Source organism: Chryseobacterium ginsenosidimutans (assembly GCF_039536845.1).
Classification (GTDB): domain Bacteria; phylum Bacteroidota; class Bacteroidia; order Flavobacteriales; family Weeksellaceae; genus Chryseobacterium; species Chryseobacterium ginsenosidimutans_B.
The window spans coordinates 511,431-524,374 of sequence record NZ_BAAAZJ010000010.1 but is presented as its reverse complement, the minus strand read 5'-3'; the positions used below and the strand labels follow the sequence as shown (position 1 = coordinate 524,374).

The following is a 12,944-nucleotide window of genomic DNA, read 5'->3' as shown; positions in this document are numbered from 1 at the left end:
AATCCAAATAATTAATTAATCATTATAATAAGATTTTCAGAGAAAATCAATTAAAAACAATATAAATTATTCATGTTAAATGTTGTTCTTGTAGAACCCGAAATACCAAACAATACAGGAAATATCGGAAGATTATGTGTAGGAACCGAAAGTAAACTGCACTTAATTCACCCGTTTGGATTTGTAATTGATGATAAAAATCTTAAACGTTCAGGATTGGATTATTGGGTACATCTTGATGTCACTGAATATGCCAATGTTGAAGAATGGATAAAAATAATTCCTGATATGTCCCGTGTTTTCTTAATGAGTTCACATGCCCAAAAATCTTATTTGGAAACAGATTTTCAGGATGGAGACTGGTTGGTTTTCGGAAAGGAAAGTGTAGGTTTGAGTAAAGAAGTTTTAGATCGTTTTGAAAATCATTTAACCATTCCCATGTCTAGATTAATCCGAAGTTTTAATATTGCCAATTCCGTTGCTTTTGTGGTAGGAGAAGCAAAAAGACAGATTAATAATTTAATAGTTAAAAAATAATTTTAATCGTTATGATAAGGTTTTCCCTGTAAAATCTGATCTGCACGGTACAATTGTTCAACGATAAACAACCGGATCATCTGGTGGGTAAATGTCATTTTAGATAATGACATTTTTTCGTTGGCCCTGGTGTAAATTTCTTCTGAAAACCCATAAGCTCCACCAATCAAAAGATGAATTTTTTTCACTGAAGAATTCATCCAGCTGTCTATTTTTTGAGCAAATTCTCTGCTGGTAAACTGTTTTCCTTTTTCATCAAGAATGAGTACAAGATCAGTTCTGTCAATTTGATTCAGGAATAGTTTTGCTTCTTCTTTTTTCAAAAGATCAGAGGATAGATTTTTTGCATTTTTGACGTCAGGAATTTCAATAATTTCAAAATTCCAGTGTTTCGGAAGTCGTTTCAGATAATAATTGATTAAAGAAGTGATTTCTTTATCGTCCGTTTTACCAATACAAAGCAAATTAATCTGCATTTTCTGTCTTTAAATATTTTCAGCGTCAAAGATATTCATTAATTAAGGAAAGTCATAATCTGTAGAGTTTTTAGAATATTTACAAGTTTAAAAAATTCCTTACTTTTGTAGGAACACCAAATTCGATGAAAGCAAAAATCCTTTCTAGTATTTTTTTATGTTTCTCATTAATTTCTTACACTCAGGAGATTAATGATGATCAGGTGAAAAAATACATCGAAGAAGATAAAAATAAAATTTCGGTTGTTACGGGATTAAGTTATCTCCATAATACCTTTGGTTTATTATATCAGGATAAAATTTTTCGATTAAAACCGAATGATGCTTTTTATACAGAATTTTTCTTACGATATAGATGGCTGGACGTAAGTTTTTCTTTTGCTCCGAAACTCACAAGAATCAACAATGATGATCCGGAAAAAGGAAAGTCAAAATATTTCAACTTTGGATTTACTTTTTTTCTTAGTCCGAAAATTAGACAATATGTTTATTTTAGTCAGGTGAAAGGTTTGTATTTTCAGGATACAAAAGAATTTATGCGTTTGTTGTATGGAAATGATTATAACCAGGAAGGCTATCTGCAGTTTCCGGATGCAAAATATCGTTCTTTTAAAGGAGAAACGAGCTATTTGTGGCTAGGAAATAAAACAGATTACAGAAGCTTTAACAATATGACTTATCAACCGTTGAAAGATGTTTTTATAGTAAGTACAGGTTTGTTTTATCAGTGTAATATTCTTAGTGACCTTAATAAAACGATTTATCAGGGCGAAATTTTTAACGAAACTCAGGGTGATTCGCCATCGAAAGATATAAGAATTGCTTTAAGGTCGGGTGGAGGATTGCAGAAAAAAATTAAAAATAATTGGTACGCAATAGTGGAAGTTTATCCTGAATTTTATTATTCAAAATTGATAGATGAGGATTTTCATGAATTTAATGTCGGATTATATTCTAATGCAAGAATAGGATATGACAATGGTAAATGGTTTTTCGGAGGTGGTACTCAGTTGAACTGGATCAACAGTTCCGATGAAAACTTTTACTCAACAACGCAATGGTTGTTCAGGGTTGGAATTGGTTTCCGGTTTAATTCTCCTACATTTGTAAACAGAAAATTTGATAAAATAGATAATATTTTAAAGTAAAAAATGGGTATAAAGCTTCCTAGGTTTATCTTGAAAGTTCAAGAATTTTTTGATGATATACATATTCCTGTATTGGGAATTTCGCTTTGGCAGATGTTTCAGATCTACATCAGAGGGATTTTTAAGGGAAAAATAGGTCGGAAAGCTGCCGCAATTTCATGGAGTTTTACCATTAGTTTGTTTCCTTTTCTTCTTTTCCTTTTATCTGTTTTGCCTTATATGCCGCACTACGACAAGCTGCAGTTTTATATTTTTGAAGTGTTGATCCACAATGTTTTCCCTGCAAAAATGGAAAATGATGTAAGAGGCTATATTAAAACAAATATCATTCCCAATATGAAGGGAATCAGTAATTTAACGATCGTTTTGGCTTTGGTTTTTGCAACAAACGGGACATTTTCGCTAATCAATGGATTTAATGAAAATACAGACGAAAAAATGACCGATGTCAAAGAATTTATTCTTTCGTTTTTTATCACCATAGGATTTATTACGATTGTATTTTTATCACTTTTTGGAGTATACTATTCTGAGGTTGTTTTGAAATTATTTACTCCCGTTTACGACGTTTCCTGGCTCGTGAATAATCTTTCCAAAATTATTGGATTCGTTTCTTTTCCAATCTTTTACTTCATATTATTAACTTTGTTTTATTGGTTGGGAACAGTGAGGATTGCAAGATTTAGACAGGCAATTCCCGGCGCAATTTTAACAACTGTTTTGTTTGTAGTAACAACTTATGGTTTCGCTATCTATGTTAAAAATATTGCCCGATATAACGTTCTTTACGGATCGATCGGAAGTATGATTCTTTTGATGGTTTGGGTAAATGTGAACGTTTATCTCCTTCTTTTCGGTAATGAACTGAATATGGCGCTTAGAAAGCTGAGAATTGAAAAACTACTATCGGACGAACTTAAAAAAGAAGCAAAAAGTTACCATTCACAAAGCTCTGAACCCAATTTAGAAAGTGATGACGAGCATAAATGGAAATTTAATGACGATAAAAAAAATTAGTTTTCTTCTTCAGCTATATGATTTTTAGAACTGATATTTAAAATCACAAAACCTAAAACTGCAGCCAAAAACGAAGCAATAAGAATTGCAAATTTTGCTTCATCCTGAATCTGAATTTCTCCTTTAAAAGAAAGAAGTGCAATGAAAATCGACATTGTAAAACCGATTCCCGCCAAAAATCCCACACCCAACATTTGTGTCCATGAACTGTTTTGAGGTAATGAGCTTATTTTTAATTTGATGGCAAGTAAAGAGAATAAATTGATTCCAAGTAATTTTCCCAAAACCAAACCTCCGATAATTCCCAATCCTAAAGTACTGGTCAGCCCTGAAATCATTTCACTATTAAAAGTAATATTGGTATTCGTTAAAGCAAAAATTGGCATAATTAAAAAACTTACCGGGAAATGAAGCTTATGTTCCAATTTTTCTAAAGGTGAAATTTCTACATTCGAAATATTGGTCGGAATCGAAAATGCCAGTAAAACTCCTGCAATTGTGGCATGAATTCCCGAATGATGAAGGAAATACCACAAAAATAATCCCGGAATAAGGTAGAAAATAATTTTCGTTACTTTTAAGAAATTTAATAAAAATAATAAGGCTGTAACTGCAAAAGACAGTAATAAATACATCCAGTGAATTTGATCTGTATAAAATATTGCGATGACTAAAATAGCTCCTAAATCATCAACAATAGCCAAAGCAGCAAGGAAAATTTTAATAGAATTCGGAATCTTTTTTCCCAGCATAGAAATTATAGCTAAAGAAAACGCAATATCCGTTGCCATCGGAATGCCCCAACCATTTCCGTATTTCGTTCCAAAATTAAAAATGGTATAAATAACCGCCGGGACAAGCATTCCGCCAATTGCTGCGAAAATAGGAAGTGAAGCATTTTTGAAGGAAGACAGCTCGCCTTCTACCATTTCTCTTTTGATTTCCAGACCGACCAAAAGAAAGAAAACAGCCATTAAGCCGTCATTTATCCATATACTTACAGGATATTTTAAATGAAATATTTCTGCTCCGATTTCTTTATTCAAAAAGTTCTGAAAACTTTCAGCCAAAAATGAATTTGCGATTAATAAAGATATCAAAACACAGAAAATCAGAATAATTCCCGAAGACTGATTACTTTTGAAAAACTTTTTAAAATATAATGTTAAATTCATGTTTTAAGATTGTATCCTTCTTACTCTCGACACGCCATTAATCTCGCTGATTTTTTTAAATGTTTGCTCCAATTGACTTTTATTTTTCACCTCAAGGATTATATTTCCGGTAAAAATTCCGTCATTGGATTCAATTGACATACTTTTCATATCCATTCCCATCGAACCACTGATTACGGTTGTAATATCATTGATCATTCCCATTCTGTCGAGTCCTTCAATCTCTATTTTCACTCTGTTTTTGAAGCTTTCCGCATTCACCCACTTTGCAGGGATTACTCGATAATCGTATTGTGCACGAAGATTAATAGCATTCGGACAGTTGTCACTGTGAACTTTAATTCCGTCTGAAATGGTGATAAATCCGAAAATTTTATCCCCGGGAATTACTGTACAACATTTTGCATAGCTGTAATTCAGCTTTTCTTCATCTTTTCCAAAGACAATCATGTCCAAATTCTGCTCCTTTGGTTCTACATAAACCGTATTTTTTGTAGGAGACTTTCTGAATCTTGAAAGTAAATTATTAAATACATTTTTACTTTCAATATATTTTCTTAAACTGCTTGCATCCAGTTCGTTATTTTGGAATTTTAAGAATAGTTCCTGTGAACTTTTAAGATTGAAGAATTTTTGCAGTTTATTGATTTCCTCATCATTAAAATTAATTTTTGCATGGCGGAGCTTTCTTTGAAGAATTTCTTTGCCGTCTTCTACCAACTGATTTTTTTGAGAGTTTAAATAACTCTTGATCTTCGACTTAGCTTTGGAAGTTACAACAAATTCCAGCCAGTCGGATTTTGGTTTCTGGTTTTGGGAAGAAAGGATATCAATCTGATCACCATTTTGAAGAACATACGAAATCGGAACCAATTTACCATTGATTTTTGCGCCTAAACATTTCATTCCCAAATCGGAGTGAACAGAAAATGCAAAATCAAGGGCAGTTGCATTTGTCGGCAAAATTTTAATTTCGCCTTTTGGTGTAAATACGAAAACTTCTTTTGAGTATAAATTAAGTTTAATATTATCCAAAAGTTCAGACGTAGAAAGGTTTTGCTGCTGTTCCAGAACGTCACGGATTTCTGTTACCCAGTTTTCAAAATTCCTGTCATCGGAACTCTGTTTGTATCCTTCTTTATATTTGTAATGTGCTGCAACACCTTTTTCTGCGATTTCATCCATTCTTTCGGAACGGATCTGTACTTCGATCCATTTTTTGTCGGGACCAAGAACGGTCAAATGCAGACTTTCATACCCTGTAGAACGGGGTTGAGTGATCCAGTCCCGCATTCTGGATGGGTTACTGTGATAAACATCCGTTACGATTGAATAAATTTTCCAGGCAAGAAATTTTTCGTTCTTAGCATCTGATTTATAGATGATTCTGATCGCATAATTATCGAAAACCTCTTCAAAAGAGACGCCTTGTTTCAGCATTTTCCTGTAAATAGAAGAAATAGCTTTCGCACGACCTTTGATTTTAAAGTTTAATCCTTCTTCATTTAATTTCTCGGAAACTTCTGTTTTAAACTCTTCGATATATCTTTCACGGTTTTCTTTGGCAAGTTCTAGTTTTTCCGTGATTTCATTGTAAATATCAGGATTGTTGTATTTTAAAGATAAATCTTCAAGCTCGGATTTGATATTGTACAAACCTAAACGGTGCGCCATCGGAGCATAAATATAAACCGTTTCGGAAGCAATTTTTTTCTGCTTGTCCGGTGCCATACTTTCCAGTGTACGCATATTGTGTAAACGGTCTGCAATCTTAATTAAAATAACCCTGAAGTCCTCAGAAAGAGTAAGTAACAGTTTTCTGTAGTTTTCAGATTGTACAGAAATATTCTGGTGATTCATGATGGAGATTTTCGTCAGTCCATTCACTATATTGGCTATTTTTTCACCAAAAATTTTCTTCAGATCTTCATAAGTATAATCGGAATCTTCAATTACGTCATGCAAAAGGGCACAGGCAATAGATGTTGCTCCCAAACCAATTTCCGTTGCTACAATTTTGGCAACAGCAATAGGATGGTAGATGTAAGGTTCACCAGATTTTCTTCTTTGATCTTTGTGGGCGTCTAATGCGATATCAAAAGCCTTTCGGATAAGTTTGTTATTTTCCTCATCCAAAGTCCGGTATGTGTTAGAGATCAGATCTTTATATCTTGCAAGGATCTCTTTATTTTCCTGTTCTAAGTCGTAACTCATTTGTGTAAAAGCCTATATTTAGACGAAAATACGAAATTTTTCGCACTTTTCAAATAGTAAAAAATCCGTAGAATGCTCTACGGATTTTCGGTTATTAATTTTTATTCTCAATTTGTTTAGAATTTCACTTCAGAATCCATGCCGGCTGTAGAAGCTTTAATCCTGACATCAGGACTGTTATGGATTTCTGCTTTGCATCTTGCATCAATGTAACTTTTTAGGCTATCGTAATGGGCTTGTTCAATGCTCATATTTTCAAACATAAATGTTTTTAAAACAGAGTTTTGGTTAAAAATACTTTGTGCATTTTCTGCCTGGTTATTATCTTTTACAGAGACACTTGCCAGATATTGGGTGTTGTGTTTTCCGTTATCAAGATATACAATGTAATCTGAATTTTCAAAACCCGAACTTTCAAGATCGGCTTCTAATTTTTTATAATCGCTGTTTAGTTCAAATAATCCAGCTAATATATTTGACATAAGCAATATGTTTTTAATTTGTACTTAAAGATAATAAATATATTTCAAATATTTTAATAAAATTTCATTAAATATGTTAAATTAATATTTTATCTATAATATTAAGTTAAAATTTTTGAGAATGTCTATTGAACGGTCGTTTGATTTAATGTTAAATTTTAATGTGAATGTCATTTCGATTTATAAAATAAAGTTGATTGTAAAGTATTGTGTAATCATTTAAAATAATTCAAATTTGTGATTGAAAAAAATTATAAAGCCATGAAAAAAATTATACTTGTTTTTTCTCTTATTACTTCACTTTTACAGGCGCAATATACCTGGTCTATTTTTTCATATCCACCTTCAAACGGTACAGGAAGATATGATGATGTATTTTTCCTGAACGAAAATGTAGGTTGGGCAGCAAAAGGTGGTAACGGAGCCGTTTTTAAAACAACAAATGGAGGAGCGAACTGGACACAGCAAACCGTAAGCTCTGCCACCAATCAATATTATAGAAATATAGAATTTCTGAATGAAAATGTCGGTTTTTTGGGTACTTTAAATAATAATTTTTATAAAACTGTTGACGGCGGAAATTCATGGCAACGGGTAGATAATATCTCACCTTATCCTCAAGCAATCTGTGGTTTGGACTGTGTTGGAACTTCTACTGTTTATGGTTGTGGAGCGTGGTTTTATCCTGCTTATATCATAAAATCTACAGACAGTGGAAATACTTGGCAATATATTGATATGTCGGGTTATGCAAATGCTCTGGTTGAAATTACTTTTATTAATGAAAATGTAGGTTTTGCAGCCGGAAATGATGATAATGGAGCGGTTATTTTAAAAACAACAGACGGAGGAGTTAATTGGACGAAAATTTATAACAGTAATATTGAAAACGAATATGTCTGGAAAATGCAGCTTTTGGATAATAATAAAATTTTCTGCTCGATAGAATCAGAAGTTCCTAATACGGGGAAATTATTGAAATCGTTAAACGGAGGCTTTACCTGGGAAACTAAGGATTTTCCTGATCATTATGTACAGGCTGTTGGCTTTACATCTACAACTCACGGCTGGATGGGCGGTCATAATACCGGATTTTATGAAACTTTCGACGGTGGAGATACCTGGACAAATACTGGAGTCGGAGGTTCTTTAAACAGGATTTTTATTCTTAATAATAATTTGGCGTATGCTGCAGGAACAAATGTTTATAAAATGACAACAGGAAGTTTGGCGACTCATGAAATTTCTACTGAACAGCAAGAAAGAAAGTTAAAAATAGAAGTTGTACCGAATCCTGTGAAAGATAAACTTAATCTGAATGTTTATTTTACCCATTCGGATCACATTATTATCGGTTTGTATGATGCTTCAGGGAAATTTATTAAAAATATTCTGAAAGATGATGTGAGTGATAAGGGTATGAAAAAATATTCATTGGAATTTAATTATCCAAAAGGAAATTATCTGCTTGATGCACATTCTAATTTGGGAAGACAATCGATTAAAATAATTAAGAATTAATAAATAAAAAGCGCAGAAATTTCTGCGCTTTTATTATGTTTTAGATTCTTTCATTTTTAATTTCCTCAACAATCTCAGGATTTAATAAAGTAGAAATATCTCCAAAATTACTGAAATCGCCTTCCGCAATTTTTCTCAAAATTCTACGCATAATTTTTCCTGACCGTGTCTTCGGAAGCCCGGAAACAAACTGAATTTTATCCAGCTTTGCAATCGGTCCGATCTGATCTGAAATCAACTGATTGATCTCTTTTTTAAGATTCTCCTTTTGACGGCCTTCTCCGGTTTCTTTTAAAATTACAAATCCATACAGTGCATTTCCTTTAATATCATGAGGATAACCAACAATTGCGGATTCTGCTACGGCAGGATGTTCGTTGATGCTGTCTTCAATTGGTGCCGTTCCTAAATTGTGTCCGGAAACGATAATCACATCATCTACACGACCCGTAATTCTGTAATATCCGACTTCATCTCTCAAAGCGCCGTCACCCGTGAAATATTTTCCGGGAAAAGCAGAGAAGTACGTTTCTTTATATCTTTGGTGGTCTCCCCAGATTGTTCTTGCAATTCCCGGCCACGGAAAACGGATACAAAGATTTCCTGTAACCTGATTTCCGGTAATTTCATTACGTTTGTCGTCCATTAAGACAGGCTGGATTCCCGGTAAAGGCAGGGTAGCGTAAGTTGGTTTTGTCGGTGTTACGAAAGGAAGCGGTGAAATCATAATTCCTCCTGTCTCAGTTTGCCACCAAGTATCAACAATAGGGCATTTTTTCTTTCCGACATGATCGTTGAACCAATGCCAAGCTTCATCATTAATGGGTTCACCAACGGAACCAATGACTTTTAATGTGCTCAAATCATGCTTATCAACCCATTCCGCACTTTCTTTCGCTAATGAACGAATGGCAGTCGGAGCAGTGTAGAATTGAGTAATTTTATGTTTTTCAATAACTTCCCAAAATCTGTCAGGTTCGGGATAAGTAGGAACTCCTTCAAAAATTACGGTAGTTGCGCCGTTCAAAAGTGGTCCGTAAAGAATATAGGAGTGACCTGTAATCCATCCGATATCGGCAGTACACCAATAAATGTCATTTTCTTTATAATTGAATACATTTTTAAAAGTATAAGCCGTATAAACCATATAACCGGCAGAAGTATGAAGCATCCCTTTCGGTTTTCCAGTTGAACCTGAAGTATATAAAATAAAAAGCGGATCTTCTGCATCCATAATAATGGTAACGAAATCAGGAGAAGCTTTTTCATATAAATCGGCTAACCAATGATCTCTTCCGTCCTTCATTTTGATCTCGTTGTGCGTTCTTTTTACTACCAAAACATTATCAACGGTCGGAGTTTTTTCCAGTGCTTCATCAACGATGCTTTTTAGGTCTAAAACCTTGCTTCCTCGATAACTTCCGTCTGAAGTAATCACCATTTTAGCCTCACAGTCATTCACTCTTGAAGCAACGGCAGAAGCTGAAAATCCTGCAAAAATAACGGAATGAACAGCTCCCAATTTAGCGCAGGCCAACATCGTAATTGCCAATTCAGGAATCATTGGAAGGTAGATACAAACTCTGTCGCCTTTTTCGATACCCATGTCTTTTAAAACATTGGCAGTTTTGTTGACTCTCGTATATAATTCGTTGTAAGAAATATGCTGTGCCTCTTCTTTCGGATCGTTCGGTTCCCAGATGATGGCGGTTTTGTCACCTCTTACAGCTAAGTGTCTGTCTAGGCAGTTTTTAGTTATATTTAATTTTGCATTTTTAAACCAGGTGATTTTGGCTTCATTCATATCATATTTTACGACCTTGCTCCATCTTTGATACCACACGAAGTTTTGATCGGCAATCTTATCCCAGAATTTCTTAGGATTTTTGATAGATTTTTTATACTCTTCAAAATAATGCGGTAGATCTTCTATTAAGTAATTTCTCATATCCCGTTCGTTTTTGAAATTTGAATTTTTGTTATTTAAATTTATGTTTAATTTCTCGTTTAAGCCCTATAATCCTCAATTTTTTGTTGAATTTCTTCAATGATTTTTTCATCGTCAATTGTTGACGGAATCTGAAATTCTTTTCCGCCCAATAAGGTTCTGATCAGCTTTCTTAAAATTTTTCCGGAACGTGTTTTGGGTAAACGTTTTACGGTCATTACATTTTTAAGACAGGCAACTGCACCGATTTTTTCACGAACCATTTTCACGATATCTTTTTCTAAATCTTCATTGGAAATTGTCGATCCATTCTTCAAAACTACTGAAGCAAAAGGGATCTGTCCTTTTAAATCATCATCTATCCCAACAACTGCACATTCTGCAACATCGGGATGGGATGAAACGATTTCTTCCATTTCCGAAGTCGAAAGCCGGTGTCCTGCAACGTTAATCACGTCATCCACTCTTCCGGTAATGAAAATATAGCCGTCTTCATCTTTTATCGCGCCGTCTCCGGAGAAATAATAGCCTTTGTATTGTGATAAATAACTGTTTTGAAAACGTTCATTATCATTCCAGATTCCGAGTAAAGCTCCCGGCGGAAGCGGAAGTTTGATGATTAAATAACCTTCCTGATGCGCATCCAGTTCATAGCCGTTTTCATCAAAAATTTTAATATCGTAACCCGGAATCGGTTTCCCCGCAGAAGCTCTTTTTATTTTATAATTTTCATCAAAAGTCATTAAACCCAACATCGGCCAGCCGGATTCTGTCTGCCACCAATGATCGATCGCAGGAACTCCGATGTGTTCTTCAAACCAATCCAGCGTCGCAACATCACATCTTTCGCCTGCTAAAAATTGTTTTTTGAAATGGCTTAAATCATATTTTTTTATCAATTCTCCGTTAGGATCTTCTTTTTTAATAGCCCGAATCGCTGTTGGAGCCGTAAACATTGCCGAAACTTTATATTCTGAAATAATTCTCCAAAAAGTTCCTGCATCGGGAGTCATAATAGGTTTTCCTTCAAAAATAATGGTTGTATTTCTGTTAATTAATGGTCCGTAAACCGAAAAACTATGACCGACCGCCCAGCCAAAATCAGACGCTGCCCAATACGTTTCTCCCTGCTCAATCCCATAAATATATTTCATGGAAAATTTCAAAGCAGTGGCATAACCTCCTGTATCTCGTGTAATTCCTTTTGGTTTTCCCGTAGTTCCTGATGTGTAAAGCAAATAGAGTGGATGGGTCGATTCAACCGAAACACAGTCAACAGGTTCTGATTTTTGAACCAATTCTTCATAATCAATCAATCCATCGAACATTTCATGTTGATTATCAACTAATTTTCTGTTGAAAACGATAATGTTATCGACTTTATCCTGAGCAAGTTCAATCGCTTTTTCAACCAATGGCAAATACGGAATTCTTTTTGCGATTTCCACTCCGGCTGTTGCTGTAATTAAAGCTTTTGGCTTGCAGTCATCGATTCTCACAACCAATTCATTTGGCGCAAAACCACCGAAAACGACATTGTGAATTACTCCGATTCTCGCACAAGCCAACATTGCAAAAAGTGTCTGCGGAATCATCGGCATATAAATAACGGCCGTGTCACCTTTTTTCAAGCCTAAAGAAACCAAACCTCCCGCTAATTTTGAAATTTCTTCTTTCGCCTGACTGAAAGTATAAGTTTTCTTTTGATGGGTAACAGGAGAGTCGTAAACAATCGCAACCTGTTCTCCAAAGCCGTCTTCAATATGTTTGTCAATGCATAAATAGCACATGTTCAGCTTTCCGTCAGAAAACCATTGGGTGTAATCATTGTCATCTTTTGAAAGAATCTGTGCAGGGAATTCAAACCATTTGATTTCCTGAGCCTGTTCCTTCCAGAAATTCTCTTTGTCTTCTATGCTTTGTTCAAATAAATTCTCTGTTTTCATAGTAATTTTCTTTCTTTTTAAACACTAATTGTACAAATTTTTTCACTAATAACACGAATATTAATTGTGATATTAGTGTAGTTTATTAGTGAGATTTGTGTTTAAATAATTATTCAAACATTTCTTCAATCTGCTGCATCAGTTTTTTAATTGAATACGGTTTTGTTACATACGCATCAGCTCCCATTTCTAAGCCTTTTTCAATATCTCTCGGATTGTTTTTGGCACTTAGAAAAATGACTTTTGTATTTTTTAGTTTTTCGTCTTGTTTGATGATTTCCAGTGTGCTGTAACCGTCAAGATTCGGCATCATAATATCAAGCAAAATCACATCGGGAATCATGGTTTTTAAAAATTCCAACACCTCGGTTCCGTCTCTTGCGATGAATACGTCATAGCCGTTTTTCTTGAAACTGTATTCCAGCGACATTAATATTTTGTGTTCATCATCTGCAATAATTATCTTTTTCATAGGGTGTC

Annotated in this window: 11 protein-coding genes; 4 read left to right on the top strand and 7 right to left on the bottom strand. The window is 34.3% G+C overall.

Features of this window, described 5'->3' with window-relative positions:
• The first annotated feature begins 72 nt into the window (after window positions 1-72).
• Complete coding sequence (locus tag ABD745_RS14330) at window positions 73-537, top strand: tRNA (cytidine(34)-2'-O)-methyltransferase (RefSeq protein ID WP_344831221.1); 465 nt, start codon at window positions 73-75, stop codon at window positions 535-537.
• Window positions 538-539: 2 nt separating this feature from the next.
• On the opposite strand, the gene ABD745_RS14325 is transcribed toward ABD745_RS14330, so the two are convergent.
• Complete coding sequence (locus ABD745_RS14325; RefSeq protein WP_344831218.1) at window positions 540-1,013, bottom strand: 23S rRNA (pseudouridine(1915)-N(3))-methyltransferase RlmH; 474 nt, start codon at window positions 1,011-1,013, stop codon at window positions 540-542.
• A 125-nt stretch (window positions 1,014-1,138) separates the two neighbouring features.
• Between ABD745_RS14325 and ABD745_RS14320 the strand changes: the two genes are divergently transcribed.
• Both ABD745_RS14320 and ABD745_RS14315 read left to right on the top strand, forming a co-directional pair.
• A complete protein-coding gene (locus ABD745_RS14320; protein ID WP_344831214.1) occupies window positions 1,139-2,161 on the top strand; it encodes a DUF4421 family protein in 1,023 nt (340 codons plus the stop codon).
• Window positions 2,162-2,164: 3 nt separating this feature from the next.
• The gene (locus ABD745_RS14315) at window positions 2,165-3,178 is read left to right on the top strand and encodes a YihY/virulence factor BrkB family protein (protein ID WP_344831210.1); all 1,014 of its coding nucleotides are present in this window, start codon (window positions 2,165-2,167) and stop codon (window positions 3,176-3,178) included.
• Here the strand turns inward: ABD745_RS14315 and nhaA are convergent.
• The 3 genes from nhaA to ABD745_RS14300 form a co-directional block, all read right to left on the bottom strand.
• Complete coding sequence (gene nhaA / locus ABD745_RS14310) at window positions 3,175-4,353, bottom strand: Na+/H+ antiporter NhaA (protein ID WP_344831207.1); 1,179 nt, start codon at window positions 4,351-4,353, stop codon at window positions 3,175-3,177. The two genes, ABD745_RS14315 and nhaA, sit on opposite strands and share 4 nt — an antisense overlap.
• 3 nt (window positions 4,354-4,356) lie before the next feature.
• Window positions 4,357-6,567: a RelA/SpoT family protein gene (locus ABD745_RS14305; protein ID WP_344831205.1), complete on the bottom strand. Its 2,211-nt coding sequence runs from the start codon at window positions 6,565-6,567 to the stop codon at window positions 4,357-4,359.
• 116 nt (window positions 6,568-6,683) lie between these two features.
• Window positions 6,684-7,049 carry a hypothetical protein gene (locus ABD745_RS14300; RefSeq protein WP_344831202.1) on the bottom strand — a complete coding sequence of 122 codons (366 nt, stop codon included), beginning with the start codon at window positions 7,047-7,049 and terminating at the stop codon, window positions 6,684-6,686.
• A 261-nt stretch (window positions 7,050-7,310) separates the two neighbouring features.
• Here ABD745_RS14300 and ABD745_RS14295 point away from each other — a divergent pair, with 261 nt between their 5' ends.
• Complete coding sequence (locus ABD745_RS14295) at window positions 7,311-8,570, top strand: photosystem II stability/assembly factor-like protein (protein ID WP_344831200.1); 1,260 nt, start codon at window positions 7,311-7,313, stop codon at window positions 8,568-8,570.
• A 40-nt stretch (window positions 8,571-8,610) separates the two neighbouring features.
• On the opposite strand, the gene acs is transcribed toward ABD745_RS14295, so the two are convergent.
• From acs to ABD745_RS14280, 3 genes are all read right to left on the bottom strand, one after another.
• Window positions 8,611-10,518 (bottom strand): acetate--CoA ligase, encoded by a 1,908-nt coding sequence (gene acs / locus ABD745_RS14290; RefSeq protein WP_344831197.1) that lies wholly within the window; start codon window positions 10,516-10,518, stop codon window positions 8,611-8,613.
• A 59-nt stretch (window positions 10,519-10,577) separates the two neighbouring features.
• Window positions 10,578-12,464, bottom strand: coding sequence for an AMP-binding protein (locus tag ABD745_RS14285; protein ID WP_344831194.1), 1,887 nt, complete (start codon window positions 12,462-12,464; stop codon window positions 10,578-10,580).
• Between the two features lie 109 nt (window positions 12,465-12,573).
• Window positions 12,574-12,936 (bottom strand): response regulator transcription factor, encoded by a 363-nt coding sequence (locus tag ABD745_RS14280; RefSeq protein ID WP_344831192.1) that lies wholly within the window; start codon window positions 12,934-12,936, stop codon window positions 12,574-12,576.
• Window positions 12,937-12,944: the final 8 nt, after the last annotated feature.

Bases quoted from the DNA above. Each gene is read 5' to 3' on its own strand.
- ABD745_RS14330 (WP_344831221.1), top strand. From the start codon at position 73: ATGTTAAATGTTGTTCTTGTAGAACCCGAAATACCAAACAATACAGGA.
- ABD745_RS14325 (WP_344831218.1), bottom strand. From the start codon at position 1,013: ATGCAGATTAATTTGCTTTGTATTGGTAAAACGGACGATAAAGAAATC.
- ABD745_RS14320 (WP_344831214.1), top strand. From the start codon at position 1,139: ATGAAAGCAAAAATCCTTTCTAGTATTTTTTTATGTTTCTCATTAATT.
- ABD745_RS14315 (WP_344831210.1), top strand. From the start codon at position 2,165: ATGGGTATAAAGCTTCCTAGGTTTATCTTGAAAGTTCAAGAATTTTTT.
- nhaA (WP_344831207.1), bottom strand. From the start codon at position 4,353: ATGAATTTAACATTATATTTTAAAAAGTTTTTCAAAAGTAATCAGTCT.
- ABD745_RS14305 (WP_344831205.1), bottom strand. From the start codon at position 6,567: ATGAGTTACGACTTAGAACAGGAAAATAAAGAGATCCTTGCAAGATAT.
- ABD745_RS14300 (WP_344831202.1), bottom strand. From the start codon at position 7,049: ATGTCAAATATATTAGCTGGATTATTTGAACTAAACAGCGATTATAAA.
- ABD745_RS14295 (WP_344831200.1), top strand. From the start codon at position 7,311: ATGAAAAAAATTATACTTGTTTTTTCTCTTATTACTTCACTTTTACAG.
- acs (WP_344831197.1), bottom strand. From the start codon at position 10,518: ATGAGAAATTACTTAATAGAAGATCTACCGCATTATTTTGAAGAGTAT.
- ABD745_RS14285 (WP_344831194.1), bottom strand. From the start codon at position 12,464: ATGAAAACAGAGAATTTATTTGAACAAAGCATAGAAGACAAAGAGAAT.
- ABD745_RS14280 (WP_344831192.1), bottom strand. From the start codon at position 12,936: ATGAAAAAGATAATTATTGCAGATGATGAACACAAAATATTAATGTCG.